Origin of the sequence: Rhodanobacter caeni, assembly GCF_039523575.1 — a bacterium.
GTDB classification, from domain to species: Bacteria; Pseudomonadota; Gammaproteobacteria; order Xanthomonadales; family Rhodanobacteraceae; genus Rhodanobacter; species Rhodanobacter caeni.
This window is the reverse complement of record NZ_BAAAFO010000003.1, coordinates 376,112-399,688: the sequence shown is the minus strand read 5'-3', so window position 1 is coordinate 399,688 and position 23,577 is coordinate 376,112. Positions and strand designations below refer to the sequence as shown.

The 23,577-nt window shown below is 69.4% G+C and carries 25 protein-coding genes and 1 riboswitch; of the genes, 8 read left to right on the top strand and 17 right to left on the bottom strand.

What is annotated here, in order from left to right; genetic code table 11:
- Positions 1 to 2: 2 nt before the first annotated feature.
- Genes thiD through thiC form a run of 7 tightly spaced genes read right to left on the bottom strand, consistent with a single transcriptional unit; the run spans position 3 to position 6,114 of the window.
- A complete protein-coding gene (gene thiD / locus ABD017_RS10395) occupies positions 3 to 749 on the bottom strand; it encodes a bifunctional hydroxymethylpyrimidine kinase/phosphomethylpyrimidine kinase (RefSeq protein ID WP_343882687.1) in 747 nt (248 codons plus the stop codon).
- Complete coding sequence (locus ABD017_RS10390; protein WP_343882686.1) at positions 746 to 1,732, bottom strand: ThiF family adenylyltransferase; 987 nt, start codon at positions 1,730 to 1,732, stop codon at positions 746 to 748. The genes thiD and ABD017_RS10390 overlap by 4 nt, the downstream gene beginning before the upstream one ends.
- Positions 1,729 to 2,337, bottom strand: a complete 609-nt coding sequence (locus tag ABD017_RS10385) for a thiamine phosphate synthase (RefSeq protein WP_343882685.1) — start codon at positions 2,335 to 2,337, stop codon at positions 1,729 to 1,731. Before ABD017_RS10385 ends, ABD017_RS10390 begins: the two co-directional genes overlap by 4 nt.
- Positions 2,334 to 3,104: a thiazole synthase gene (locus tag ABD017_RS10380; RefSeq protein ID WP_343882684.1), complete on the bottom strand. Its 771-nt coding sequence runs from the start codon at positions 3,102 to 3,104 to the stop codon at positions 2,334 to 2,336. The genes ABD017_RS10385 and ABD017_RS10380 overlap by 4 nt, the downstream gene beginning before the upstream one ends.
- A gap of 3 nt (positions 3,105 to 3,107) precedes the next feature.
- Positions 3,108 to 3,305 carry a sulfur carrier protein ThiS gene (thiS, locus tag ABD017_RS10375; RefSeq protein ID WP_343882683.1) on the bottom strand — a complete coding sequence of 66 codons (198 nt, stop codon included), beginning with the start codon at positions 3,303 to 3,305 and terminating at the stop codon, positions 3,108 to 3,110.
- Complete coding sequence (gene thiO / locus ABD017_RS10370; RefSeq protein WP_343882682.1) at positions 3,290 to 4,276, bottom strand: glycine oxidase ThiO; 987 nt, start codon at positions 4,274 to 4,276, stop codon at positions 3,290 to 3,292. The genes thiS and thiO overlap by 16 nt, the downstream gene beginning before the upstream one ends.
- A 5-nt stretch (positions 4,277 to 4,281) precedes the next feature.
- Complete coding sequence (gene thiC, locus ABD017_RS10365) at positions 4,282 to 6,114, bottom strand: phosphomethylpyrimidine synthase ThiC (protein WP_343882681.1); 1,833 nt, start codon at positions 6,112 to 6,114, stop codon at positions 4,282 to 4,284.
- A 72-nt stretch (positions 6,115 to 6,186) separates the two neighbouring features.
- Positions 6,187 to 6,287, bottom strand: a riboswitch (TPP riboswitch).
- Between the two features lie 267 nt (positions 6,288 to 6,554).
- Here thiC and rpoH point away from each other — a divergent pair.
- Positions 6,555 to 7,415, top strand: coding sequence for an RNA polymerase sigma factor RpoH (gene rpoH, locus ABD017_RS10360; protein ID WP_343882680.1), 861 nt, complete (start codon positions 6,555 to 6,557; stop codon positions 7,413 to 7,415).
- 81 nt (positions 7,416 to 7,496) lie between these two features.
- Here the strand turns inward: rpoH and ABD017_RS10355 are convergent, their stop codons facing one another.
- Positions 7,497 to 8,804, bottom strand: a complete 1,308-nt coding sequence (locus ABD017_RS10355; RefSeq protein ID WP_343882679.1) for an NAD(P)/FAD-dependent oxidoreductase — start codon at positions 8,802 to 8,804, stop codon at positions 7,497 to 7,499.
- A gap of 191 nt (positions 8,805 to 8,995) precedes the next feature.
- The gene (gene hemH / locus ABD017_RS10350) at positions 8,996 to 10,060 is read right to left on the bottom strand and encodes a ferrochelatase (protein WP_343883089.1); all 1,065 of its coding nucleotides are present in this window, start codon (positions 10,058 to 10,060) and stop codon (positions 8,996 to 8,998) included.
- A gap of 115 nt (positions 10,061 to 10,175) precedes the next feature.
- Here hemH and ABD017_RS10345 point away from each other — a divergent pair, with 115 nt between their 5' ends.
- The 4 genes from ABD017_RS10345 (at position 10,176) to tatC (ending at position 12,359) form a co-directional block, all read left to right on the top strand.
- Positions 10,176 to 10,865 (top strand): lipid-binding SYLF domain-containing protein, encoded by a 690-nt coding sequence (locus ABD017_RS10345; protein WP_343882678.1) that lies wholly within the window; start codon positions 10,176 to 10,178, stop codon positions 10,863 to 10,865.
- A gap of 61 nt (positions 10,866 to 10,926) precedes the next feature.
- Positions 10,927 to 11,148, top strand: a complete 222-nt coding sequence (gene tatA / locus ABD017_RS10340; protein ID WP_343882677.1) for a twin-arginine translocase TatA/TatE family subunit — start codon at positions 10,927 to 10,929, stop codon at positions 11,146 to 11,148.
- Between the two features lie 30 nt (positions 11,149 to 11,178).
- The gene (gene tatB, locus ABD017_RS10335) at positions 11,179 to 11,601 is read left to right on the top strand and encodes a Sec-independent protein translocase protein TatB (protein WP_343882676.1); all 423 of its coding nucleotides are present in this window, start codon (positions 11,179 to 11,181) and stop codon (positions 11,599 to 11,601) included.
- Positions 11,598 to 12,359: a twin-arginine translocase subunit TatC gene (gene tatC / locus ABD017_RS10330; RefSeq protein ID WP_343882675.1), complete on the top strand. Its 762-nt coding sequence runs from the start codon at positions 11,598 to 11,600 to the stop codon at positions 12,357 to 12,359. The genes tatB and tatC overlap by 4 nt, the downstream gene beginning before the upstream one ends.
- Positions 12,360 to 12,365: 6 nt before the next feature.
- Here tatC and ABD017_RS10325 read toward each other — a convergent pair whose 3' ends face one another.
- Both ABD017_RS10325 and ABD017_RS10320 read right to left on the bottom strand, forming a co-directional pair.
- The gene (locus ABD017_RS10325; RefSeq protein WP_343882674.1) at positions 12,366 to 13,721 is read right to left on the bottom strand and encodes a S41 family peptidase; all 1,356 of its coding nucleotides are present in this window, start codon (positions 13,719 to 13,721) and stop codon (positions 12,366 to 12,368) included.
- Between the two features lie 76 nt (positions 13,722 to 13,797).
- Positions 13,798 to 15,012, bottom strand: coding sequence for a murein hydrolase activator EnvC family protein (locus ABD017_RS10320; protein ID WP_343882673.1), 1,215 nt, complete (start codon positions 15,010 to 15,012; stop codon positions 13,798 to 13,800).
- A 197-nt stretch (positions 15,013 to 15,209) separates the two neighbouring features.
- On the opposite strand from ABD017_RS10320, the gene ABD017_RS10315 reads away from it, so the two are divergent.
- Positions 15,210 to 16,085, top strand: a complete 876-nt coding sequence (locus ABD017_RS10315) for a methylglyoxal synthase (RefSeq protein WP_343882672.1) — start codon at positions 15,210 to 15,212, stop codon at positions 16,083 to 16,085.
- Here the strand turns inward: ABD017_RS10315 and ABD017_RS10310 are convergent.
- Genes ABD017_RS10310 through ABD017_RS10285 form a run of 6 tightly spaced genes read right to left on the bottom strand, consistent with a single transcriptional unit; the run spans position 16,082 to position 21,214 of the window.
- Positions 16,082 to 17,002 (bottom strand): SMP-30/gluconolactonase/LRE family protein, encoded by a 921-nt coding sequence (locus ABD017_RS10310; protein ID WP_343882671.1) that lies wholly within the window; start codon positions 17,000 to 17,002, stop codon positions 16,082 to 16,084. The genes ABD017_RS10315 and ABD017_RS10310 overlap by 4 nt on opposite strands.
- Positions 16,999 to 17,766: an SDR family NAD(P)-dependent oxidoreductase gene (locus ABD017_RS10305; protein WP_343882670.1), complete on the bottom strand. Its 768-nt coding sequence runs from the start codon at positions 17,764 to 17,766 to the stop codon at positions 16,999 to 17,001. The genes ABD017_RS10310 and ABD017_RS10305 overlap by 4 nt, the downstream gene beginning before the upstream one ends.
- A gap of 5 nt (positions 17,767 to 17,771) precedes the next feature.
- Entirely contained in the window at positions 17,772 to 18,920 is a 1,149-nt protein-coding gene (gene dgoD, locus ABD017_RS10300; protein WP_343882669.1) for a galactonate dehydratase, read from the bottom strand.
- Positions 18,917 to 19,549: a 2-dehydro-3-deoxy-6-phosphogalactonate aldolase gene (locus ABD017_RS10295; RefSeq protein WP_343882668.1), complete on the bottom strand. Its 633-nt coding sequence runs from the start codon at positions 19,547 to 19,549 to the stop codon at positions 18,917 to 18,919. The genes dgoD and ABD017_RS10295 overlap by 4 nt, the downstream gene beginning before the upstream one ends.
- A complete protein-coding gene (locus tag ABD017_RS10290; RefSeq protein ID WP_343882667.1) occupies positions 19,546 to 20,514 on the bottom strand; it encodes a 2-dehydro-3-deoxygalactonokinase in 969 nt (322 codons plus the stop codon). The genes ABD017_RS10295 and ABD017_RS10290 overlap by 4 nt, the downstream gene beginning before the upstream one ends.
- A complete protein-coding gene (locus ABD017_RS10285; protein WP_343882666.1) occupies positions 20,498 to 21,214 on the bottom strand; it encodes a FadR/GntR family transcriptional regulator in 717 nt (238 codons plus the stop codon). Before ABD017_RS10285 ends, ABD017_RS10290 begins: the two co-directional genes overlap by 17 nt.
- Before the next feature lie 268 nt (positions 21,215 to 21,482).
- Between ABD017_RS10285 and ABD017_RS10280 the strand changes: the two genes are divergently transcribed.
- Both ABD017_RS10280 and ABD017_RS10275 read left to right on the top strand, forming a co-directional pair.
- Positions 21,483 to 22,643, top strand: a complete 1,161-nt coding sequence (locus ABD017_RS10280) for an aldose epimerase family protein (protein ID WP_343882665.1) — start codon at positions 21,483 to 21,485, stop codon at positions 22,641 to 22,643.
- A 72-nt stretch (positions 22,644 to 22,715) separates the two neighbouring features.
- The gene (locus ABD017_RS10275; protein ID WP_343882664.1) at positions 22,716 to 23,483 is read left to right on the top strand and encodes an NRDE family protein; all 768 of its coding nucleotides are present in this window, start codon (positions 22,716 to 22,718) and stop codon (positions 23,481 to 23,483) included.
- Positions 23,484 to 23,577: the final 94 nt, after the last annotated feature.

Here is a 23,577-nt window from a genome sequence, read left to right as displayed (position 1 = left end):
CGTCAGTGCCGCGCCCGATCCATCAGCACCCGACGCAGGTGGCGCCTGGAACGATCCACCGCTTCGTGCAGCGAACAGGCTTTCGCCAGCCCGGCCGCGATGCCGGCCGCGAGCATGCAGCCGGTGCCATGCAGCCGGGTGGTGGCTACCCACGGCGCGGCGAACCGTTGCGTGCCTTGCGCGGTAACCAGCAGGTCGACCGCTTCGGGCAAGGCGGTGTGCCCGCCTTTCATCAGCACCGCCCGCGGCCCCAGCGCGAGCAACGCACGCCCTTGACGCGCCATCCCCGGCTCGTCGGTGGCCTGCGGCGCATCCAGCAGCGCGGCCGCCTCGGCCAGGTTGGGCGTGAGGCAGTCGGCCAGCGGCAACAGCCGCGTGCGCAGCACGTCCACCGCGTCGGCTTCCAGCAGTGGCGCCCCCGAGGTGGCGAGCAGTACCGGATCGAGCACCACGACCGGCGGTCGCCGCCATTCGAGTTGCTGCGCCACGGTGACCACGATATCGGCGCTGGCCAGCATGCCCAGCTTCACGGCAGCGATCGCCATTTCCTCGAATACCGCGTCCAGCTGTGCCCGCACCATCGCCGTGGACATGGGCGCGATGGCGCGCACGCCGGCGGTGTTCTGGGCGGTGACGGCGGTCACCACGGTGGCGCCGTCGACGCCGAAGGCAGCGAACGTTTTCAGATCCGCCTGCAGGCCGGCGCCGCCACAGGAATCGGAGCCGGCGATGGACAGCACCTGCCTCATGCCGCCGTTTCGGCGAGCGCGATCAGCGCCAGCCTGGCATAGCCGCGTGACTGCAACTGCCGCGCGCTGCGCCAGGCGCGCACGCCGCTGTGGCAGCACAGCACCACGCGACGGCCGGCCGGCGGATGCGTGGCGATGAAAGCGTCGATCTGCTCCGCGGTGAAACGCAGGGCCGTTGCCAGCGGCGATACCGGGGCTTCGTCCAGACTGCGCAGGTCGATCACCAGGTCGTCGGGCACCACATCGCCGGCGTCGATGAAGCGCAATGCATCGCCTTCGGGTTCGCTCGCCCCATGAAATTCGAACCCGCCAAACGCCAGGCGGCCCGCATCGAAACGCAGCAATCGGCCCAGCGGCGATGGCGCGATGCCCAGCAGCAGTTGCAACACGCATTGCGCCTGCAGGCTGCCGATGATGCCGACCACGCTACCCAGCACGCCCGCGCTGCTGCAGCTGGCCGCGCGCGTGGGCATGTCGGGAAACACGGCGCGATAGCTGGGCGCGCCGCCGCAGAAGCCGCCGACGTAACCGCTGAGGCCCACGGCCGATGCGCTGATCAGCGGTGTGTGGTGCTGCAGGCAGGCGTCGCTCACGGTGTAGGTGACGGCGAGGCTGTCGGCCGCGTCGACGACGATATCGGCGCCGACGACCAGCGTTGCCGCGTTGGCTGGCGTCAGCCGCTGGGGCAAGGCTTCCACGGCGATGGCTGGATTGAGCCGCAGCACGGCGGCGCGCGCCGCCTGCGCCTTGAACGAACCGACATCGCCCATCGCATACAGCGGCTGCCGGTGCAGGTTGCTCTCCTCGACGCGGTCGTGATCGATCACGGTGATCCGGCCGATGCCGGCACCCGCCAGGTATTGCAGCACGGGACAACCCAGGCCGCCGGCACCGATCACCAGCACATGCGCGGCCGCCAGCCGTGCCTGGCCCGCCGCGCCGATCTCGGGCAGCGCGACCTGGCGCGCGTAACGCTCGTTCATGGGTGTGCCGCCGTGGCGGTGAGCCACGCCGCCGCGCGTGCCAGCGGGTCGGCATGGCCGGTCACGTCGCCGATGGTGGCGATGCTGTCGGCGCCCGCATCGAAGCAGTCGGCAGCGCGCTCCAGCGTGACGCCGCCGATCGCCACCAGCGCCCGATCGCCGATCAACCGCTTCCACTCGGCGATGCGCGCCAGGCCCTGCGGTGCCCATGGCATCGCCTTGCGCGTGGTGGCGTAGATCGGCCCCAGCGCCACGTAGTCGGGTGACGCCGCCAGTGCCCGATCCAGTTCGGCGTAGTCGTGCGTGCTGATGCCCAGCCGCATGCCGCGCCCACGGATGGCCTTCAGATCCGCGCCGAGCAGATCCTGCTGGCCGAGGTGGATGAAGTCGGCGCCCTCGTCCAGCGCGATCTGCCAGTAATCGTTGACCACCAGTTGCACGCCTTGCCAGCGGCAGACTGCCAGCGCGGCGTGAACCTCGCGACGGACCACTTCCGCTGGCTGCGCCTTGAGCCGCAACTGCACCAGCTCGATGCCCAGCGGCGCCAGCCGGCCGACCCATTCGGCGCTGTCCACGATGGGGTAGAACGGGGGCAGGATGATCACGCCAGCCACGCCTTGCCGGCGACCGGCGTCGAGGGTTCGGCCAGATCGCGCGGGGCCATCGGCTGCGCCTCGAAACCCGCGCGGCCCGCCTCGACCGCGCGGGCAAACGCGGCGGCCATCGCCACCGGATCGCCGGCCAGCGCCACGGCGGTGTTCAGCAGCACGCCGTCGAAACCCAGCTCCATCGCCTCCACCGCGTGCGATGGCCGGCCGATGCCCGCGTCGATGATCAGCGGCACGTCGGGAAAGTGCGCGCGCAAGGTGCGCAGGCCGAAGGGGTTGTTCAGCCCGCGCCCGCTGCCGATCGGCGCGCCCCACGGCATCAGCACGCGACAGCCCGCCTGCAACAGCCGGTCGGCCACGACCAGGTCGTCGGTGGTGTACGGAAACACCTGGAAACCGTCGGCGCACAATTCGGCCGCCGCCTCGACCAGGCCGAACGCATCCGGCTGCAGCGTGTCGGCGTCGCCGATCACTTCCAGCTTGATCCACGGCGTCTGGAAGATGTCGCGCGCCATCCGTGCGGTGGTCACCGCCTCCTTCGCCGAATGGCAGCCGGCGGTGTTCGGCAGCACGCGCACGCCCAGGTCGCGGATCAGCGACCAGAAGCCCTGCCCGCTGCGCTGCCCGCCCGACTCGCGCCGCAGCGACACGGTGACCACCTCGGTGCCCGAGGCGCGCACCGCATCGGCAAGCATCGCCGGCGACGGGTAACGGGCGCTGCCCAGCAGCAGGCGCGATGTCAGTTCGATGCCATAAAGCTGCATGGCTCAGCCTCCCTGCATCGGCGCGAGGATTTCCAGCGCATCGCCGTCGGCCAGCGTGGTGGTTTCGCGTCGGTCGGCGGGCACGAACACGCCGTTGAGCGCCGTGGCCACGACGGCTTGTCGATAACCGAGCGCGTCCAGCGCCTGCGACACATCAGTGGCGTGCAGCTCCTGCGCCGCGCCGTTCACGAGGATATGCATGCTGCCTCCGGCATGTCGGCCAGCGCCATCTGCGCGGCCTGCTGCGCCATCGCGGGCGAGAGCAGGAAGCCGTGGCGATAGAGGCCGTTGAGGTGGATGACGTTGCCGCGGCGGAACACCCGCGGCAGGTTGTCGGGAAACGCGGGGCGCACGCCCACGCCCAGTTCCAGGATCTGCGCCTCGCCGAACGCGGGATGCAGCGCGTAGGCAGCGTTGAGCAGCTCCATCGCCGAGCGCACGGTGACCGGCGCGTCGCTGCTGCTTTCCAGCAAGGTGCCGCCGAGCATGAAGATGCCCTGGCCGCGCGGGATCACGTACAGCCCGAAACGCGGATGCAGCAGACGCACGGGACGGGTGAGATGGATATCGGGGGCGCGCAGCATGATCATCTCGCCACGCACGCCGCGCAGATCCGCCAGCGTGTCGCGCGCGGCGATGCCGCGGCAATCGATGACCCGATCAGCCGTCACGCGCTCGGCGCTGGCGTCCACGCCGTAGCGGATCGCCGCACCCATCGCATCCAGTTGCGCCGTCAGCGCCTGCAGCGCGCGGCGCGGGTCCAGGTGCGCCTCGTCGGGAAAGAACAGGCCGCGATGAAACCGTCCCGCCAGGTCCGGTTCGAGCGCGCCGATGAGGACGGCATCGGCGGCTTCGAACCGGTCGGTGCGGCGGCCGAACAGGTCCAGTTCGCCAGCATCGCGGCTGGCGGCGACCACCAGCGTGCCGCGCTGCACGGTATCGGCGAAATGATGCTGCCACCACGCGATGGAAGCGGCGCCCAGCGCAGCCACGGGCGGTTCGGCGGTGGCCTGTTCGCACCAAGGCGCCAGCATGCCGCCGGCAAACCACGCACAAGCCTGCGCACCCGCTCCGGCGCCACGTTCCAAAATCTCCACCCGGGCGCCCCTGCCGGCCAGTTCGATCGCCGTGACCAGGCCGGCCACGCCCGCGCCGATGACGGTGACGCGCACGGCGCTCACTCCGCCACCGGCACGTAGAGCGTGGCGCCCTGCGCGGCGAACTCGCGCGATTTCGCCGCCATGCCCGCGCGCGCCGCGGTTTCCTCCCTGTGGCGCACCTCGCGGCGCAAGTCCTGGGTGATCTTCATCGAGCAGAATTTCGGCCCGCACATCGAGCAGAAATGCGCCACCTTGTGCGCCTCCTTCGGCAGCGTGGCGTCGTGGTAGGCGCGCGCCGTGTCGGGATCCAGCGAGAGCTTGAACTGATCCTCCCAGCGGAATTCGAAACGCGCGCGTGACAGCGCGTTGTCGCGCTGCTGGGCGGCGGGGTGGCCTTTGGCGAGGTCGGCGGCGTGCGCGGCGATCTTGTAGGTGATCACGCCGGTCTTGACGTCGTCGCGGTCGGGCAGGCCCAGGTGTTCCTTCGGCGTCACGTAGCAGAGCATCGCGGTGCCGAACCAGCCGATCATCGCCGCGCCGATGCCCGAGGTGATGTGGTCGTAGCCCGGCGCGATGTCGGTGGTCAGCGGGCCCAGCGTGTAGAACGGCGCCTCGGCGCAGTGCTCGAGCTGCTTGTCCATGTTGGCCTTGATCTTGTGCATCGGCACGTGGCCGGGGCCTTCGATCATCACCTGGCAACCGTGGTCCCACGCGATCCGCGTCAGCTCGCCCAGGGTTTCCAGCTCGGCGAACTGGGCTGCGTCGTTGGCATCGGCGATCGAGCCGGGACGCAGGCCGTCGCCCAGCGAGAAGGCCACGTCGTAGCGGCGCATGATGTCGCAGATCTCGGCGAAGTTTTCGTACAGGAAACTGTCGCGGTGATGGCTGAGGCACCAGCGCGCCATGATCGAGCCGCCACGCGAGACGATGCCGGTGACGCGTTGCGCGGTCAGCGGCACATGCTGCAGGCGCACGCCGGCATGGATGGTGAAATAGTCCACGCCCTGCTCGGCCTGCTCGATCAGGGTGTCGCGGAAGACCTCCCAAGTGAGCCTGGCCGGGTCGCCGCCGACTTTCTCCAGCGCCTGGTAGATCGGCACGGTGCCGATCGGCACCGGCGAGTTGCGGATGATCCACGAGCGGATGTTGTGGATGTTGCGGCCGGTGGACAGGTCCATGATCGTGTCCGCGCCCCAGCGGATCGCCCACACCAGTTTCTCCACTTCCTCGGCCACGCCGGAGGACACCGCCGAATTGCCGATGTTCGCGTTGACCTTCACCAGGAAGTTGCGCCCGATCACCATCGGCTCCAGCTCGCCGTGGTTGATGTTGGCGGGAATGATGGCGCGGCCGAGCGCGATCTCGCTGCGCACGAATTCGGGCGTGACGAAGGCCGGCAGCGCGGCGCCGAACGCCTCGCCGTCGGCCAACCGGGCGGCGGCGTCTTCGTGCATCTGTGTGCGCCCCAGGTTCTCGCGCTGGGCGGCGTAGATCATTTCCTCGGTGATGATGCCGGCGCGGGCAAATTCCAGCTGGGTCACCGGCTGGCCGGCTTCGCCACGGCGCAAGGTGCGACGGGCAGGACACGGCGCCACCAGCCGATCCGGGCTGACCCCGCCGTTGTCTTCCGGCCGGCCGGCGCGTCCGTCGATGGTGGGAAAACCGCGCGCCGCGATCCATGCGTCGCGTACCGGCGGCAAGCCCGCGGCCAGGTCGATCCGTGCCGCCTCGTCGGTGTATGGCCCCGACGCGTCGTAGACATGCAGCGCGGGCGACAGCGGGTCGTCCAGCGCGATCTCGCGCACCGGCACCCGCAACGACGGATGCGCGGGCGGCGAGACGTAGACCTTGCGCGAACCGCCGATCGGTCCGGTCGTAACCTTGTGGGGTGCCGCCGCGGGATGGTTCATGGATCTCCTCCTTCGATGGAGATCCGGGACGCGACGCTGCAACGGCGCACGGACGCGCCGCCGCCGGCCGCCCATGGTGGTGATTCCCGTTCCTACGCCGGCATTACCCGGATCAGGTTCAAGGGTCAGCTCGCGCTATCTCAGCCCCTTGCGGGGCACCCCTCGGAATGGCCGGCAGGATGGTGGCGCCAGTCCGGTGCTGTCAAGCCGCGCCCGCTTCCGGGCTGCTCGAATGGTGCGGGGCGCAAAGGCGCCGGTACGCGGGCATGACGCGTTTTGAACGTAACCCCCGTCACACTGGCAACGAAGAAAACGGCGGATGGACAACGCCGGGCAATATGTGTACCATGTGGTTCATTAAAGGCCCGGAACCAATGTCCGGACTTAGCACTCAAACCTGCCGAGTGCTAAACTTTGTCGCCATTCTGGAGGTTCCAACCATGTCCCAAGCCTTGGTAACCGCCAACTTCCCGCTGCCGAGCGTGGTCGGAAGTCTGGATGCCTATATTTCGGCCGTGCATCGCATCCCGGTATTGAGCTCCGAGGAAGAACAGGCGCTGTCGCGCGACTATATCGAGGACGCCAACCTCGACGCGGCCAAGAAGCTGGTGATGTCCCACCTGCGTTTCGTGGTGCACGTGGCGCGTGGCTACTCGGGCTACGGCCTGCAACTGGCCGACCTGATCCAGGAGGGCAACATCGGCCTGATGAAGGCGGTGAAGCGCTTCGACCCGGACCAGGGCGTGCGTCTGGTGAGCTTCGCGGTGCACTGGATTCGCGCCGAGATGCACGAATTCATCCTGAAGAACTGGCGCATCGTGAAGGTCGCCACCACCAAGGCGCAGCGCAAGCTGTTCTTCAACCTGCGCAAGAGCAAGAAGCGGCTGGGCTGGATGAATGCCGCCGAGGTGCGCACGGTGGCGAAGGACCTGGGCGTGCCGGAGTCGACCGTGCGCGAGATGGAGTCGCGCCTGTCCGGCCGCGACATCGGTTTCGAGCCGGTCACCGACGACGAGGACGCCAAGCCCGCACCGGCCGCGTTCCTCATCGATGATGGGGCCGATCCGTACGAGAACGTGTCCGATGCCGATGCCAGCGACAGCCGCCTGCAGGCCCTGTCCGACGCGCTGGTACAGCTGGATGCCCGCTCGCGCGACATCATCCAGCGCCGCTGGCTGGACGATGGCAACAAGGCCACGCTGCAGGATCTGGCCGATGAGTACGGCGTGTCGGCCGAACGCATCCGTCAGGTCGAGGCCAATGCGATGAAGAAAATGCGTGGGTTGTTCGCCGAAGCCTGAGCCCTCCGCAACGCATTGACCGACGGCCCCGCAAGGGGCCGTTTGCGTTGGCGGGCACGGAGGCGACGGCCTCGGAAAGCATCAGGGGAGGCGCGGGGTCTCCTGCGTTTCGTCGCGGCCGCTGACGATGCGGGCGTGGCGCTCGTGGGTCCAGTAGGCCCACGCCCAGTCCAGCATCACCACCAGCCGGTTGCGGAAGCCGATCAGGAAGTAGATGTGGGCCAGCAGCCACACCGCCCACGCGGGGAAGCCCGACAGTTTCAGGCGGCCAAACTGGGCCACCGCGGCCATGCGGCCGATCGTGGCCAGCGAGCCGGCGTCGCGGTAGCGGAACGGCGCAGGGCTGTCCTTCCCGTCGAGTCGCGCGCGGATGGCCGCGCCGACGTATTCACCCATCTGCTTGGCCGCCGGCGCCACGCCGGGCACCGGTTTGCCGTCCGCTTGGCGCACGTCGGCCAGGTCGCCGATGACGAACACCTCCGGATGCAACGGCAGGCTGAGGTCGGGTGCAACCTGCACCCGGCCGGCGCGATCCAGCGGTGCGTCCAGCAGGCGCCCCAGCGGCGAAGCCGCCACGCCGGCGGCCCACAACACGGTGCGCGCCGGCAGCCGCTGCGCGCCAAGGTCCACGCCTTGCGCATCGATATGGGTGACCGCCGTGCCGGTATGCACCGCCACGCCCAGCCGTTCCAGCTGGCGCCGTGCGCGCTCGGACAGGATCGGGTCGTAGCCGGCCAGCAGGCGTGGGCCGGCCTCGATCAGCCGCACGCTGGCCCGGCGCGGATCGCTGCGCCGAAACTCGCGCGCCAAGGTGCGACGCGCCAGTTCCGCCAGCGTGCCCGCCAGTTCGACGCCGGTGGAACCACCGCCCACAACCACGAAATTGAGCCAGGCCTGGCGTCGCGCCGGATCGGTCTCGCGTTCGGCATGTTCGAAAGCCAGCAACACCCGGCGACGGATCAGGAACGCATCGTCCAGGGTCTTCAACGCGGGCGCGAACGGCGACCATTCGTCGTGGCCGAAATAGGCATGCGTCGAGCCGGTGGCCACGACCAGGGTGTCATAGTGCAGCTTGCCATGGGCCAGCGTCACTTCGCGTGCCGACAAGTCCACGCCGGTGACTTCGTCGAGCAGCACGGTGAGATCGCGTTGCCGGCGCAGGATCTGGCGCAAGGGTGCGGCAATGGAAGGCGCCGCCAGGCTGGCGGTGGCCACCTGGTACAGCAGCGGCTGGAACAGGTGATGGTTGCGCCGGTCCACCAGCGTCATGCGCACCGGTGCGCCGGCCAGCCGTCGCGCTACGGCCAGCCCGGCAAAGCCGCCGCCCAGGATCACGACATGGGGCCAGGTTGCGCGGGTGTCCCGGTCGTCGGGCGGGTGGTTCGGCATGGACGACTCCTTCGGCGATGGCGGGTGCCAGTCGCTGCATCCTTGCAGTGCGGGTGTCGATGCGCGGTCGAACGCCGCGGCATCTCCACCTCCCTGGCGATCGAGGCCGATGCTATCGCGCGGCTTCGCCCGCGGCCCTGATCCAGATCGCCACGGCTACGGCAGCGCGCTGCGCCGTTCGCGCGGTTCGATCACGCCGCGCCTTCGCCGGCCTGAGCCGGCCAGCCGCCGAGATGCCGTCGCAGCAGGGCGGCCAGGCTGTCGACCTGCTCGGGGCTATCGTTCAGCGCGGGGATGTAGCGCAGCGATTCACCGCCGGCAGCGAGGAAGAAGTCGCGGTTCTGCATCGCGATTTCCTCCAGCGTCTCCAGACAATCCACCGCGAAACCGGGACAGGCCACGTCCAGCCGCTTCACGCCGTCGGCCGCCAGCTGGCGCACGGTGGCGTCGGTGTAGGGCTGCAGCCAGCGTTCGCGGCCTACCCGCGACTGGAAGCTCACCAGCAGTTCGTCCTCGCCCAGCCGCAGGCGCTGGCGCAGCAGGCGCGCCGTCGTCTGACACTGATCGGCGTAGGGATCGCCCAGCCGCACGTAGCGCTCCGGAATGCCATGGAACGACAGCAGCAATTTGTCGCCGCGCCCGTTCTCGGCCCACCAGCGCTCGATGCGCAGGGCCAGCGCCTCGATGTGGCCGGCATCGTCGTGGTAGTCGTTGATGACGCGCAGCTCCGGCGGCCAGCGCAGCGCCTTCATCGCGTCGGCCACCGCGTCGATCACCGAACCGGTGGACGTGGCCGAGTACTGCGGATACAGCGGCAGCACCAGCAGCCGGCGCACACCGTCCCGATGCAGCTGCGCGATGGTGTCGGCCACGGCGGGCTCGCCATAGCGCATCGCCAGCGCCACCCGCAGCGTGCCCGGCTGCTCGCGCTCGAATGCCGCCTGCAACGCCGCCGCCAGCGCCTCGCTCTCGAAGCGCAGTGGCGAGCCGCGCTCGGTCCAGATGCGCGCGTACGCGTGCGCGGATCGCGCCGGCCGCGTGCGCAGGATGATGCCGTGCAGGATCGGCCACCACAGCCAGCGCGGGTAGTCGATGACCCGCGTGTCGCCCAGGAACTGCGCCAGGTAGGGCCGTACCGCCGCCGCCGTGGGCGCGTCGGGCGTGCCCAGGTTGACCAGCAGGACGGCTGTCTGAACGGACGGATCGCCAGGCGTGTGGGAATGGCTGGCGGGGCCGGTATAGTGATTGGGTGGCATCGTGGCGATGGCGATGGCGTCGATGGCGATCAATCGCGCAGTCTGCCACAAGCGCCCCTGCCGGCAGTGCGCACGCATGTCGTCCCGCATCCCCAACCCACGTGGAGCTGAGCCCATGTTCACCACCTCCCTGCATCGTCTGCTCGTGATCGGCGCCGCCCTGCTGCTGCCGGCGATGGCCGTGCACGCCGAAGATCCGCCGCTGGTCCGCGCCAACAACGCCGTGCGCGTGCTGGGCGAGATCATGCAGGCGCCGGACAAGGCCATACCCAGCGACCTGCTGCGCGAGGCGAAGGCGATCGCGGTGATTCCGGACATGATCAAGGCCGGCTTCATCTTCGGCGGCCGCCGCGGCGAGGGGCTGATCTCGGTGAAGACCCGCGACGGCACCTGGTCCAACCCCAGCTTCATCACCATGACCGGCGGCAGCGTGGGTTTCCAGGCGGGCGTGTCGTCCACCGACGTGATCCTGGTGTTTCGCACCCAGCGCGGCGTGGATTCCATCGTCAACGGCAAGTTCACGCTGGGCGCAGACGCCTCGGCGGCGGCCGGTCCGGTCGGGCGCACCGCCAGCGCCGCCACCGATGGCCAGCTGAAGGCGGAAATCTATTCCTACTCGCGCACGCGCGGTCTGTTTGCCGGCGTGGCGCTGGATGGTTCGGCGCTGCGCATCGATTATGATGCGAATGCCGCCGTCTACGGCCCCGGCATCACGCCGCGGCGCATTTTCGAGGGTGGCGTCACCAACGTCCCCGCGCCGGTGGTCGATTTTCGCGACCGGCTGGAAGAGTACACTCAGCGATGAGCCGTCGGCGCCGCGGCGCGCTCCGGCACATCGCTGTCCGTCGCCGTTTTGAGGTCAAACCATGAGCATCACCCATCTCGTCATCCTGCTGATCGTCGTCGTGCTGATCTTCGGCACCAAGAAGCTGCGCAACATCGGCTCGGACCTGGGCGGCGCCATGCGCGACTTCAAGAAGGGCCTGGAGGGCGAGGACAAGCCCAAGGACGAGCAGCGCCTGCAGGCCGATCCGCCGGCGGCCAACCCGGCCGAGCACAAGCAACCCGATTCCACCGAATCGAAGTAACCGCGCGCGGGCGCGGCGGGATCCATCGCGATGATCGAGATCAGCTTCGGCAAGCTGGTGCTGCTGGCGCTGGTCGCCCTGATCGTGCTCGGGCCGGAAAAGCTGCCGGGCGTGGCGCGAACCGCCGGCGCCCTGCTGCGCCGGGTGCGCAGCGGCTGGGACAACGTGCGCGCCGAGGTGGAGCGGGAGCTGGAGATCGAGGAGATCAAGCGCACCGCGCGCGAGGCCGCGGCGCGCGCCGAAGCGCTGCAGAACCAGTTGAAGGATGGCGTGCAGCAGGTGCGCGAACCGCTGGCCGGGATGGTGGATCAAGCCTCCACGATGATCGGCCCGCAGCCCCCGGCGGCCAGTGATGGCGTGGAAGCGGGCGATGATCCGTCCAGCCAGGTGCAGGCTGAACTGCCGCTGGCCGCGCCGGCGTCTGCCGAGCCGAACAGGGATCGCACCGCATGACCACACCCGACGACGATCCCGCCGATGACCTGCAGCAGGGTCTGTTCTCGCACCTGATCGAACTGCGCTCGCGCCTGCTCAAGGCGGTGGCGGCGGTGGTGGCGATCCTGCTGGTGCTGATCCCGTTTGCCAACCGCCTCTACACCGAACTGGCCGCGCCGCTGGTGGCCCGGTTGCCCGAGGGTGCGCACCTGATCGCCACCGAGGTCGCCAGCCCGTTCGTGACGCCGCTGAAGCTGGCGTTCTACGCCGCACTGTTCATCGGCATGCCGATGATCCTCTACCAGCTGTGGGCGTTCGTCAGCCCCGGCCTGTACAAGCACGAGAAGCGGCTGGCGCGGCCGTTGCTGGTGGCGGCGATGGGGCTGTTCTACCTCGGCTGCGCGTTCGCGTATTTCCTGGTGCTGCCGGCCGCGTTCCGCTTTCTCACCGCGGTGACGCCGCAGGGCGTGGAGATGATGACCGACATCTCCCACTACCTCGATTTCGTGATGCTGATGTTCTTCGCGTTCGGGCTGTGCTTCGAGGTGCCGGTGGCGGTGGTGATCCTGGCCGCGGTGGGCGTGGTGGACGTGAAGCAGTTGCGCAGCGGTCGTCGCTACGCGGTGGTGGGCGCGTTCGCGATCGCCGCCTTCATCACGCCGCCGGACATCACCTCGATGATCATGCTGGCGATCCCGATGTGCCTGTTGTACGAGCTGGGCGTGCTGGCGGTGGGCTGGCTGGTGAAGCCGCCCGCGCCGTCGCCCGGCGCGTGAGGCGCTTTACCGTGCCGGCCTGGCCGCGCCGCGGTTGAGCGACATCCCCTTGAGCACGTTCAGCGCCTGCGACAGGGCGTAATCCTGGGTGGCCAGCCGCGCCTCCTGCTCGGCGGTGTCCGGGTGGGCGGTGGCGCCTTTCTCGTTGGCCAGGTGATGGGGCAGGTCGGATTCGAAATTCACCGACCCGGCGGCGCGATCGGCCTTGCGCACGGCCAGGTCGGCCAGCACGATGTCGGGCCGGATGCCCTGGGCCTGGATCGAGGTGCCATTGGGCGTGTAGTAGCGCGCCGTGGTGATCTTCACCGCGTGGTCGGCGTCCAGCGGCAGCACGGTCTGCACCACGCCCTTGCCGAAGGTGCGCTGGCCGATGATCAGCGCACGGTGGTTGTCCTTCAGTGCGCCGGAGACGATCTCGGCGGCCGAGGCGGTGCCGTTGTTGACCAGCACCACCAGCGGCGCGTCATCGAGCAGGTCGCCCGGATGCGCGGCAAAACGCAGGTTGGCGTCGGGCAGGCGGCCGCGGGTGGTGACGATCACGCCCGAGTCGAGCAGGTCGTCGCTGACCGCGACGGCGGCGGTCAGCAGGCCGCCGGGGTTGTTGCGCAGGTCCAGCACCGCGCCTTTCAGCGGGCCGATCTTCTGCAGCAGTTCGGGCAGCTTCTTTTCCAGGTCGGCGGCGGTGTCGCTCTGGAACTGGGTCAGCCGGATATAGGCGTAGCCCGGCTCCAGCTGGCGCGTCTTGACGCTGGCGATGGCGATGTTCTCGCGCACCAGGTCCAGGTCGATCGGCTTGTCGCTGTTGGCGTGCACGATGGTCAGGCGGATCTTGCTGCCGGGCTCGCCGCGCAGCTCTTTGAACATCGCGTCCACGTTCTGCGGGTCGATGGTGATGCCGTTGATCTTGACGATGTCGTCGCCCGGCTGGATGCCGGCGCGTGCGGCGGGCGTGTCGTCGATCGGGGTGACGATGTGCAGGCCACCATCGGTCTGCAGCACCTCGATACCCAGGCCGCTGTACTGGCCGGTGGTGTCCTCGCTTAGCTGCTGCAGGCCTTCCTTGTCCAGGTAGGCGCTGTGCGGATCGAGCTGGCCGAGCATGCCGCTGATCGCCGCATCCATCAGGGTCTTGTTGTCGACCTTTTCCACGTAGGCCTGGCGCACCACCTCGTACACGCGGCTGAAACGGCGCACGTCGTCCAAGTCGATGGCGTCCTCGTTCGGCCCGGCGGCCGAGCTGGCGGCGGCCGGTGCGGCGGCGCTGCGGGCGGCCGCGGGTGCGGCGGGCGTTTGCGCCGGCAGCGGCGTGGCCAGCAGCAGGCCGGTCAGGGCGGCGAGGGATCCGCGAAGGAAAGAACGCATGACGCAAGACTCCAGGGAAACGTGGTGCGTCGTGGGGACGCGGTTCGGGCCAGCCTGCGGCGCCGCTCCGTCGGCGTCAACGGTGCTTGCTCAGCCAGCTGCGCGGATCGACCGGTTTGTTGTTGTGCCGCAGCTCGAAATACACGCCGGTATTGACGCCGGTGGGTGCGCTGGCGGTGCCGATCGCCTGGCCCGCTTCGATCGCGTCGCCGACACCGTGCAGCAGGGCTTCGTTGTTGCCGTACATGCTCATCCAGCCATCGCCGTGGTTGAGGATCAGCAGCATGCCGTAGCCGCGCAGGAAGCCGGCGTAGATCACCCGCCCGCGCGCCACGGCGTGCACCTCGCTGCCGCCGCTGGCGCGGATCAGCACGCCGTTGCCGTAGCTGTGCACGTCGCCCGCCGCTGGCCACGGCAGGTTGCCGCGGATGTTGGCGGCGGCCTTGCCCACTTCCACCGGTGGCGCCTTGTGGCCGCCGCGCTTCTGGCGCGCGGCCTCGCGTGCCGCTTCCTCGCGGGCCTTGCGGGCCGCTTCGTCGATGGCCTTCTGCAGCTTGTCCACCAGGGCGTTCAGGGCCTGCGCGTTCTGTTTAAGCGCGGCCAGCCGCTGCGCCTGGTCCTGGTAGGTGGCGTCGGCCTCGCGCGCGAGTTTCTGTTGCGCGGCGCGCTGTTTCTTCAGCGCCTCGGCCTGCGCCGCGCGCTTTTCGCGCACCGCCTGCAAGGCCTGCTGCTCGGCGGTGATGGTGGTTTCGACCTCCTGCAATCGGGCCAGGTCGGTCATCAGCAGGCGCACGCGCTCGACCCGGTCGCGCTGGAAATAGGTGGAATAGACCAGCGCCCGCGAGATCCGCCCCACATCCTCGTCGCCCAGCAGCAGGCGCAGGTCGGAGCCGCGGCCCAGGGTGTAGGTGGCGCGCAGCAAGGCGGCGATGGCGGCGCGTTGTCCGGCCAGTTTTTCCTGCAATGCGCTGCGCTGTTGCTTGAGGTCGTCGAGTTGTTGCTGCTTGGCCGCCTGCTCGGCTTCGGTCTGGCGCAGGGCACGGGCGGCGGTGGCCAGTGCCGTGGTCTGCCTGGCGAGCTCGGCGTTGAGCTGTTCGCGCCGCGCGGCGGTTTCCGACTGCTGTTTCGTCAGGGCCTGCATCTTGCTCTGCACGTCGGCCAGCTTCTTGCGGGCGGCGGCCTGCTCGGTGCGGCTTTGCGGGCTTGCCGCCAGCGCGGGCGCCGCGCCGCACAGCACCGCGGCGATGGTCAGGCAGGCGGGCAGGCGAAAGAAACGGGCGGGACTGGGCATCGCACGATTATCACCGAGCCGGCCGGTGGGAGCGAGCGGCCACGGCGTGCCGCATGACACACGGATGTCCCCGGAGACAGCCACCTTGTCGCGCAGGTTGGTTAAGCTTCCCGTCTGTCGAATGCCGACCGCGCCGCACCGGCGTGGCCGATGGCTTCGACGCATCCCCGATCGAAACACCTCCCAAGGAGATCACCATGCGCATGGGCCTGGCTGCCAACCAACGCCACCACGGTCACGAAGATGCGGCGTTGTTTCGCTGGCTGCGCGCCTGCGAGCCGGGTATCCGCGAACTGGGATTGGGCCTGCACGCGGTGGGGCGCACCTGCGATGCCATTGTCCGCGCCGGCTGGCTCAACAACTACCCGGCGCTGCGCCGTTACCCCTACGGCCGCGACGGCGGCCTGATGAAGCTGGTGGCGGAGGTGGTGGGGCTGCAGGAGTCGGAGCGCGCGCTGGATGGCGCGATCTACCTGATCGATCCGGTGGATCCGTCCTCGATCTTCCCCGAGGCGGTCGCGCTGAAGCGCCAGTGCGTGATCCACCAGAAGCCGTTCATTTCGACCGTGGCGTCGGCGCGCGACTGGGTGGAAATCGAGCGTGTCCACGCCGGTTTCGCGCCGGACCCGGGCGCCAACGAGTTGCACGCGCTGGAAACGCATACGCTGGCATTGATCGCCCACGATGCAATGAAGCCGCAGATGCTGGCGTTCGCCGCCGAACACTTCGACCTGCTGTCGCGCTTTGCCGCCCGCGTGGCCACCGGCACCACGGGCCAGCGGCTCAACGAGCTGGCCTGGAGCCGCGGCTGGCCGCAGGACAAGCCGTGGGTGCAGCGCTACCAGAGCGGCCCGATGGGCGGCGATGCGCAGATCGCCGACCTGGTGCTGGAGCGCCGCTGCCAGCGCGCGATCTTCTTCGAGGACCCGCACGTGGCGCGCCAGCACGAGGCCGATATCCAGCTGCTGGAGCGGGCCGTGACCACGGTGACCGACAGCACGGTGTGCATGACCTCGCCCAAGGCCGCCACCCGCTGGGCCGAGGCGGTGGCGCTGCGCAAGGCGGCCGTCTAGACGTCCGTTTGCCCGGGCGACGGACTGCCGCCGAACCGGGCCTCGGCAAGGCCGCGCACGCCTTCGGGCACCGACGCGCAGAACAGCGCGCCGTTCAACGGCTGGTGGCGCACCTCGTCCGCAGGCAGGCCGTCGCGGGCGCTGGTGATGTACAGCGTGTCCAGCGCCGCGCCGCCCAGGGCCGGCCGCGTCGGTTGGCGTGCGGGCAGTGTCACGATGATGTCCTCGCTGCCGTCGGCGCGGTAACGCACCACGCGCGACATGCCCCATTGCGCATTCCACAGGCCGCCCTCGGCATCCACCGTGGAACCGTCGGGATCGCCGTCGATGCCGCTCAGGTCGACGAAGGTGCGCGGCGCGCCCACGCGGCCGTCGGCCGCGTAATCGCAACACTGGATGCGCCGCGTGGGGGAGTCGCAGAAGTACAGCGTGCCGCCATCGGGGCTGAACGCCAGGCTGTTGCTGATCGCCACCGACGGCAGCGGCAGGCGTTCCAGCGACAGGTCGGTGTTGAGCCGGTAGAAGCCGCCGATGGCCTGCTTCGGCGCGTCGCCCGCCGGTTCGTGCAGGGTGCCGAAAACGAAGCGGCCCTGGCGATCGCAGACGGCGTCGTTGAGGCGGGTGGGGAGGTCCGGTTCCACCTCGGTGATCGGCTGCAGCGCGCCGCTTTCTAGATGGAAGAACGCCAGCCGCGAGGCCAGCCCCAGCAGCAGCCAGCCATCGGTTTCGCACAGCGCGAACGAGGCCAGCCGCTCGGGCATGGCCCAGGTGCGGGTGGCGCCGTCGTGCGGGGTGTAGCGCCACAGCGTGGCGGCGTGGATGTCGGTCCAGTACAACGCCTGCGTGCGCGGGCACCACTGCACGCCTTCGCCCAGCGTGTTGGCCGCCAGTACGACGGCTTGCGCGATCGTGTTCATACCCAGCCTCCGTCGATGATGATGTCTTTTGCCGTCAGCATGCGGCTGTCGTCGGCCGCCAGGAACAGCGCGGCGCGGGCCAGGTCGTCGGCCATCACGTGGCCGGGCAGGCATTGGTTGCGGGCGATGTTGGCCTCGCCCTCGGCATCCAGCCACAACCGCCGCTGCTTGTCGGTGATCACCCAGCCGGGCACCAGGCAGTTGATGCGGATGAGGTGCTGGCCCAGCTCGCGCGCCAGGCCCGCCACCAGGCCGTGGATGGCGGCCTTGGCCATCGCGTACATGGGGTAGCCGGCGTTCTTGATCATCCAGCCGGTGGAGCCCAGGCAGATCACCGAGCCGCCGCCCAGCGATTTCATGTCCTCGACCACGGCCTGGGTGGCGAAATACTGGTGGCGCAGGTTCACCGCTACGCTGCGCTCGAAATCGGCGGCGGTGGTGGCGGCGAAGTCGTGCCGCACGTCGTTCGCGGCGTTGTTGACCAGCGCCGCGATCGGGCCGATGTGCGCGCGCGCCTGCTCGATCGCCCCCTTCAGCGCATCGAGGTCGGTGAGGTCGCAGGCGATGAAGACGGGCCTGTGGTCCACCTCGCCCAGGCCATCGAGCAGCGATTGTGCGCAGGCGGCATCGACGTCGAGAAACGCCACCCGCGCGCCCTGGCGCGCGAAATGCTCGACGAAGGCGGCGCCGATGCCGCTGGCGCCGCCGGTGATCAGTACAGCGCGGTCTTCGAGGCTGGGATAGCTGGCGTAGGCAGGTTTCATCGGGCTCACCATTCCGCCACGCTGCTGTCGGCGTGGCGCCAGATCGGGTTGCGCCAGCGGTGCCCCACGGCGGCGCGCTCGGTCACGTAGTCCTGGTTCACCGTGATGCCCAGACCGGGGCCGCCGGGGATGCTGACGAAGCCGTTCTCGTAGGCGAACACGCGGCGGTCGCTGACGTAGTCGAGCAGGTCGTTGGCGGCGTTGTAGTGGATGCCCAGGCTCTGCTCCTGGATGAAGGCGTTGTGGCATACCGCATCGAGCTGCAGGTTGGCCGCCAGCGCGATCGGGCCCAGCGGGCAATGCAGCGCCAGTGCCACGTCCCAGGCTTCGGCCATGGCGGCGATCTTGCGCGTTTCGGTGATGCCGCCGGCGTGCGACGGATCGGGCTGGATGATGTCCACGCCGCCGCGCTGCAGCACCCGCTTGAAGTCGTAGCGCGAGTACAGCCGTTCGCCCAGCGCGATCGGCGCGGGCGAGATCGCCGCCAGCTCGGGGATCGCCTCCAGGTGATCGGACAGCACCGGCTCCTCGATGAACATCAGCTTGTACGGCGCCAGCTCGCGCATCAGCACCTTGGCCATCGGCTTGTGCACGCGGCCGTGGAAATCCAGCCCCAGGCCGACGTTCGGGCCGACCGCCTCGCGCACGGCCTGCACGTTGGCCAATACGTGCTCGACCTTGTCGTGCGTGTCGACGTACTGCATTTCTTCGGTGGCATTCATCTTCACCGCGGTGAAGCCGCGCGCCACCGCGTCGCTGGCGGCCCTGGCCGTATCGGCCGGGCGATCGCCGCCGATCCACGAATACACGCGGATGCGCTCGCGCACCGGGCCGCCCAGCAGCGCATGCACAGGCACGTCCAGATGCTTGCCCTTGATGTCCCACAGCGCCTGGTCGATGCCGGCGATGGCGCTCATCAGGATCGGGCCGCCGCGGTAGAAGCCGCCGCGGTACATCACGTTCCACAAATCCTCGATGTGGCGCGGGTCCTTGCCGACCAGGTAATCGGAGAGTTCGTCCACGGCCGCGGCGACCGTGTGCGCGCGGCCTTCCACCACCGGCTCGCCCCAGCCGCTGATGCCCGCGTCGGTGTCGATGCGCAGGAACAGCCAGCGCGGCGGCACCTGGAAGGTGGTGAGTCGGGTGATTTTCATGCGCGTTCTCCCCGCAAGGCGTTCCACGCTTGCGCGAACGCGCGCGCGCGGCGGCCTACGTCGGCCACGTCGCGGCCAGGCGCGTACAGTGCCGAGCCGATGCCGAAACCATCGGCGCCGGCATCGACGTAAGGCTGCATGGTGTCGGGCGTGATGCCGCCCACCGGCAGCAGCGCGAGCTCGCGCGGCAGCACGGCGCGCCATGCCTTGACCACCGCCGGGCCGACCTGTTCGGCGGGGAAGATCTTCAGCGCATCGGCACCGGCGGCCAGTGCGGCGAACGCCTCGGTGGGCGTGGCCACGCCGGGCGTGCAGACCATGCCGGCGCGTTTGGCGGCGGCAATCACCTGCGTGTCCGCGTGCGGCATCACGATCAGCCGGCCGCCGGCGGCGGCGACGTCGTCGACCTGCGCCGGCGTCATCACCGTGCCGGCGCCGATCAGGCAGCGCTCGCCGAAGCGCTCGTGCAGCAGGCGAATGCTTTGCAGCGGATCGGGCGAATTCAGCGGTACTTCCAGCACGCGAAAGCCGGCGTCGGCAATCGTCTCGCCAATGGCGACCGCCTCGCGCGGCGCCAGGCCGCGCAGGATGGCAATCAGTGGCAGCGGGTCCAGCCAGGAACGGATCATCCGGGAAACTCCATCGAAGCAAGTTGGGTGCAGTCGCCGGCCAGGCCGGCAACGTGGGCGATCCGCCACAGGCCGCGCGCGGCGGCGTCGGCAACCCAGGCGGGATCGGGCAGGTAGAACAGGGCCGCGGCGCGGCGGTAGCGCAGGCACAGCGCCTCGTCGCCGATCAGCACCGGGGTCCTGCCGCTGTCGAGCCAGCCGGCGGCCAGCGCGGCGCGCCACTCTTCGCCGATCAGCAGGCCGGACAGGTAGTCGGGTACGGCGGCGGCATCCAGCGCCCCTTCGAGCATCAGCGTGCGCGCGGAGAACAGCCGCGTCAGCACCCCGGCCGCGCCGCTGGCGCGGGCGGCACGCACGCCTTCGTCGAAACTGCCGCCGGGCGCCGTGGCGGACACATCGGGCAGCGAGGCGCCAAGCACCGAGCGATGGCGCAGCAGCCCGTACAGCTCGCCGGTCATCAGGGTGGTGAAACCGGCGATGCGGCGCCGCTGCAGCCGCACCCACTTGCTGTGCGTACCGGGCAACACCAGCGGCGTGCCTTCGGCAAGACGTGGCTGCAGATCCAGCGCGCCGACCAGTTGGGTCTCCTCGCCCCGCATCACGTCGGGCGCGGCGCTGTCGCGTACGCCCGGAACGATATGGATACAGCGGCCATCGGCAGTCTCGACCGTCACCAGGCGGTCGGCCAATGCGTGCGCGTCGGCGGGGGCGTCGACGTACGGCGCCTCGCGCCAGCCCTGGCGGCTGCCGACCATGCCGGCGGCCAGCACCGGGCACGACGGCCAGCCGGCGCCGATCGATGCCAGCGCCGCCTCGAATCCGCCCTCGGGCAGGTGGCGAACACCCCATGGCCGGTGCCGGGTCTCGTGCACGTTGCCTTCGCCGTCGAACAGCATCGCGCGCAGGCTGGAGGTGCCCCAGTCGAGGCCGATCAGCCAGCCCGTGGTTTCAGGCTTTCTCCGCATGGCGGCGCGTCTTGGTCATGTGGCTGCTGGAGTCGGCGATCATGCGTTGCATGGCGCGCCGGGCGGCTTCGGGCTGGTGGCGGCGCACCGCGTCGAGCACCTTGCGATGGTGCGGCAGCGAATACTTGAAGTTCTTCGCGGTGCGCGCGGACAGCACGAAGAAGGTGCCCAGCGCCGTTTCGATCACCGAGAACAGCGAGATCATCAACTCGTTGTTGGTGGCGCTGAGCAGCGCCTCGTGGAAATCCAGGTCGGCCCTGGCCCAGTCCTCCAGCGTCTGCGCGGCGTCCATTGCGGCGTAGGCGGTTTCCAGTCGTGCCAGTTGCTCGCCGCTGCAGCGGCGGGCGGCGGCGGCGGCGGCGCTCGGCTCGATGATCTCGCGCATCTCCGCCAGCTTCTGCACGAAATCCTCGGTGGGCATCAGCGCGCAACGCCATGCCAGCACGTCGGCGTCCAGCTGGTGCCAGTGGCGCGGATCGCGCACGCGCGTGCCGACCTTGGTGCGCGATTCCACCAGCCCCTTGGCCGAGAGCACCTTCATCGCCTCGCGCAGCGCGGTGCGGCTCACTTGCATCTGTTCGGCCAGCAGTTCCTCGCGCGGCAACAGGTCGCCCGGGCGCAGTTCGCCGCCCACGATGCGCCGGCCCAGTTCATGCACCACGTGGCCGTGCAGGTTGCGGGGGGATGACGGCTTGATCATGTCCGTGAGCCATCCACGCGGGTCCCGCGCCAGGCTTGCGCTGCCTTCGGGCGGTCGCCTTGCTGCAAGCAGGGTGCTGTCGTCATAGTGGGCGCTTCGGTCGGAAGGGATGTCTGGAAGGCTGAACGGGTTGGCGTGGGGCCTCACCGGGCCGCGGCATGAACGGTGGAGCGTGGCCCGCGCCGGACTAAGGGAAGGTCGATTAGTCATACAATATTATCACACGGGTCGGCGTGCACGGCGCTGCATCCATCATCGAGGCCGACACATGAAGCGAGCGAATCGAATCAGGCAGTGGCTGGGTTGTGCCGTGGTGGCGGTGCCGCTGGCCGCGGGTGCCACCAGCGTCAGTCGTGGCGATTTCGGCACGATGCCCGACGGCCGCAAGGTGGGCGAGGTCACGCTGGACAACGGCCACGGCATGGTGGCGCAGGTGATCACGCTGGGCGCTGCCGTGCGCTCGCTCACGGCGCCCGATCGTGATGGCAAGTCGGCCAATATCGTGCTGGGTTCGGTCGACCTGGCCGAATACCTGGCCAAGCCGCAGTGCTTCGGCGCCACGGTGGGGCGTTATGCCAACCGCATCGCCAAGGGGCGCTTCACGCTGGACGGCCACACCTACCAGTTGCCGCTCACCGATGGCGTCAATTCGCTGCACAGCGGCCCGATCGGTTTCGACAAGGTGTTGTGGACGGTGGTCGATGCCACCCACGACGCCAACGGCGCCAGCGTCACCCTGCGCTACGTCAGCCTCGACGGCGACATGGGTTTTCCGGGCAAGCTGACCGCCACGGCTGTCTACACGCTGGGCGTCGACAACCGCCTGACCATCGACTACAGCGCCACCACCGACAAGCCCACGATCGTCAACATCACCAACCACATCTACTGGAACCTGGCCGGCGAGGCGTCGGGCGACGTGCTGGGCCAGCGCCTGACGATCCCCGCCGATACCTACCTGCCGGTGGATGCCGGCGCGATCCCCACCGGCCAGTTTGCCGACGTGGGCGGCACCGCGTTCGATTTCCGCCAGGGCAAGCCGATCGGCCAGGACATCCGCCGCGGTGGCGAGCCGCAGTTGCTGATCGCGCATGGCTACGATCACAACTGGGTGATCAGCCGCCACCCCGACCACAAGATGCGGCTGATGGCGCGGGCGGAAGATCCCGTCTCCGGCCGCGTGCTCACCCTGCATTCCAACCAGCCAGGCTTGCAGTTCTATTCCGCCAATCATCTGAACGGCACCTCGATCGGCACCAGCGGCTCGCTGTACCGGCAAAGCGCGGGGTTCGCGCTGGAGCCGGAGCTGTTTCCCGACACGCCGAACCAGCCGGCCTTCGGTTCGGCGCGCCTGCTGCCCGGCCAGACCTACCGCAACCACATCGTGTACGCGTTCTCCACCACGGATGCCCGCACGCCATCGCCTTGATCGCGGCCACGGCTGGCCCAGCCGTGGCGCATCGCCCACAATGGCCGGCATGTTGACCCTCACTGCTACGCCATGTGCCTGATCGCTTTCGCCTGGGACGCCCATCCACGCTGGCGCCTGCTGCTGGCGGGCAATCGCGACGAAATGCACGCACGCCCCAGCGCCGCGCTGGCACGCTGGGATGACCTGCCGATCGTCGGCGGGCGCGACCTGCAGGCCGGCGGCACCTGGCTGGGCGTCACCGATGCGGGGCGCTGCTGCGTGGTCACCAACGTGCGCGATCCGCGCGATCCGCAGCTGGGCGTGTCGCGCGGCATGCTGGCCACCGACTACCTGGCCGGTGCCGCCGATGCCGCCACTCATGCCACGCAATTGCTGGCATCGGCGGCCACGTTCCGGCCATTCAACCTGCTCACCTTCGACGGCCGTGACGGCTTCTACCTGGGCAACCGGCCGCAACCGCGGGCGCAGGCCATCACGCCGGGCGTGCATGGCTTGTCCAACGCCGACTTCAATACGCCGTGGCCCAAGACGCGCCATCTGATGGAAAGGGTGCAGCGTTGGATCGATGACGGCGGCGACGATGGCTTCGAGCCGCTGTTTGCGGCGCTGGCGGACGAACGCCCCGCGCCCGACGCCGAACTGCCGCAGACCGGCGTGGGGCTGGAACGCGAGCGGCTGCTTTCGGCCGCCTTCATCCGCGGCGAGCAGTACGGCACGCGCGCCAGCACGGTGGTGGCCATCGACCGCCATGGCGCGGGCGTGATCGTCGAGCGCCGCTATGGACCGAATGGCCGTATGGACGGCCAGACATCGCTGCCCATCGGCGGTGCGCGCTAGCGATCGGCTGCGCCGCGTTGCGGCGACCGACTACGACGGGCCAGGACATGCGCCGCTACTGCGCAACCCGCGTGGCCGTCACGCTGGGGTGACG

Excerpts from the sequence above, each read along its gene's own strand:
- thiD (WP_343882687.1), bottom strand. The coding sequence starts at position 749 with ATGAGGCAGGTGCTGTCCATCGCCGGCTCCGATTCCTGTGGCGGCGCC.
- ABD017_RS10390 (WP_343882686.1), bottom strand. The coding sequence starts at position 1,732 with ATGAACGAGCGTTACGCGCGCCAGGTCGCGCTGCCCGAGATCGGCGCG.
- ABD017_RS10380 (WP_343882684.1), bottom strand. The coding sequence starts at position 3,104 with ATGCAGCTTTATGGCATCGAACTGACATCGCGCCTGCTGCTGGGCAGC.
- thiS (WP_343882683.1), bottom strand. The coding sequence starts at position 3,305 with ATGCATATCCTCGTGAACGGCGCGGCGCAGGAGCTGCACGCCACTGAT.
- thiC (WP_343882681.1), bottom strand. The coding sequence starts at position 6,114 with ATGAACCATCCCGCGGCGGCACCCCACAAGGTTACGACCGGACCGATC.
- rpoH (WP_343882680.1), top strand. The coding sequence starts at position 6,555 with ATGTCCCAAGCCTTGGTAACCGCCAACTTCCCGCTGCCGAGCGTGGTC.
- ABD017_RS10355 (WP_343882679.1), bottom strand. The coding sequence starts at position 8,804 with ATGCCGAACCACCCGCCCGACGACCGGGACACCCGCGCAACCTGGCCC.
- hemH (WP_343883089.1), bottom strand. The coding sequence starts at position 10,060 with ATGCCACCCAATCACTATACCGGCCCCGCCAGCCATTCCCACACGCCT.
- ABD017_RS10345 (WP_343882678.1), top strand. The coding sequence starts at position 10,176 with ATGTTCACCACCTCCCTGCATCGTCTGCTCGTGATCGGCGCCGCCCTG.
- tatA (WP_343882677.1), top strand. The coding sequence starts at position 10,927 with ATGAGCATCACCCATCTCGTCATCCTGCTGATCGTCGTCGTGCTGATC.
- tatB (WP_343882676.1), top strand. The coding sequence starts at position 11,179 with ATGATCGAGATCAGCTTCGGCAAGCTGGTGCTGCTGGCGCTGGTCGCC.
- tatC (WP_343882675.1), top strand. The coding sequence starts at position 11,598 with ATGACCACACCCGACGACGATCCCGCCGATGACCTGCAGCAGGGTCTG.
- ABD017_RS10325 (WP_343882674.1), bottom strand. The coding sequence starts at position 13,721 with ATGCGTTCTTTCCTTCGCGGATCCCTCGCCGCCCTGACCGGCCTGCTG.
- ABD017_RS10320 (WP_343882673.1), bottom strand. The coding sequence starts at position 15,012 with ATGCCCAGTCCCGCCCGTTTCTTTCGCCTGCCCGCCTGCCTGACCATC.
- ABD017_RS10315 (WP_343882672.1), top strand. The coding sequence starts at position 15,210 with ATGCGCATGGGCCTGGCTGCCAACCAACGCCACCACGGTCACGAAGAT.
- ABD017_RS10310 (WP_343882671.1), bottom strand. The coding sequence starts at position 17,002 with ATGAACACGATCGCGCAAGCCGTCGTACTGGCGGCCAACACGCTGGGC.
- ABD017_RS10305 (WP_343882670.1), bottom strand. The coding sequence starts at position 17,766 with ATGAAACCTGCCTACGCCAGCTATCCCAGCCTCGAAGACCGCGCTGTA.
- dgoD (WP_343882669.1), bottom strand. The coding sequence starts at position 18,920 with ATGAAAATCACCCGACTCACCACCTTCCAGGTGCCGCCGCGCTGGCTG.
- ABD017_RS10295 (WP_343882668.1), bottom strand. The coding sequence starts at position 19,549 with ATGATCCGTTCCTGGCTGGACCCGCTGCCACTGATTGCCATCCTGCGC.
- ABD017_RS10290 (WP_343882667.1), bottom strand. The coding sequence starts at position 20,514 with ATGCGGAGAAAGCCTGAAACCACGGGCTGGCTGATCGGCCTCGACTGG.
- ABD017_RS10285 (WP_343882666.1), bottom strand. The coding sequence starts at position 21,214 with ATGATCAAGCCGTCATCCCCCCGCAACCTGCACGGCCACGTGGTGCAT.
- ABD017_RS10280 (WP_343882665.1), top strand. The coding sequence starts at position 21,483 with ATGAAGCGAGCGAATCGAATCAGGCAGTGGCTGGGTTGTGCCGTGGTG.
- ABD017_RS10275 (WP_343882664.1), top strand. The coding sequence starts at position 22,716 with ATGTGCCTGATCGCTTTCGCCTGGGACGCCCATCCACGCTGGCGCCTG.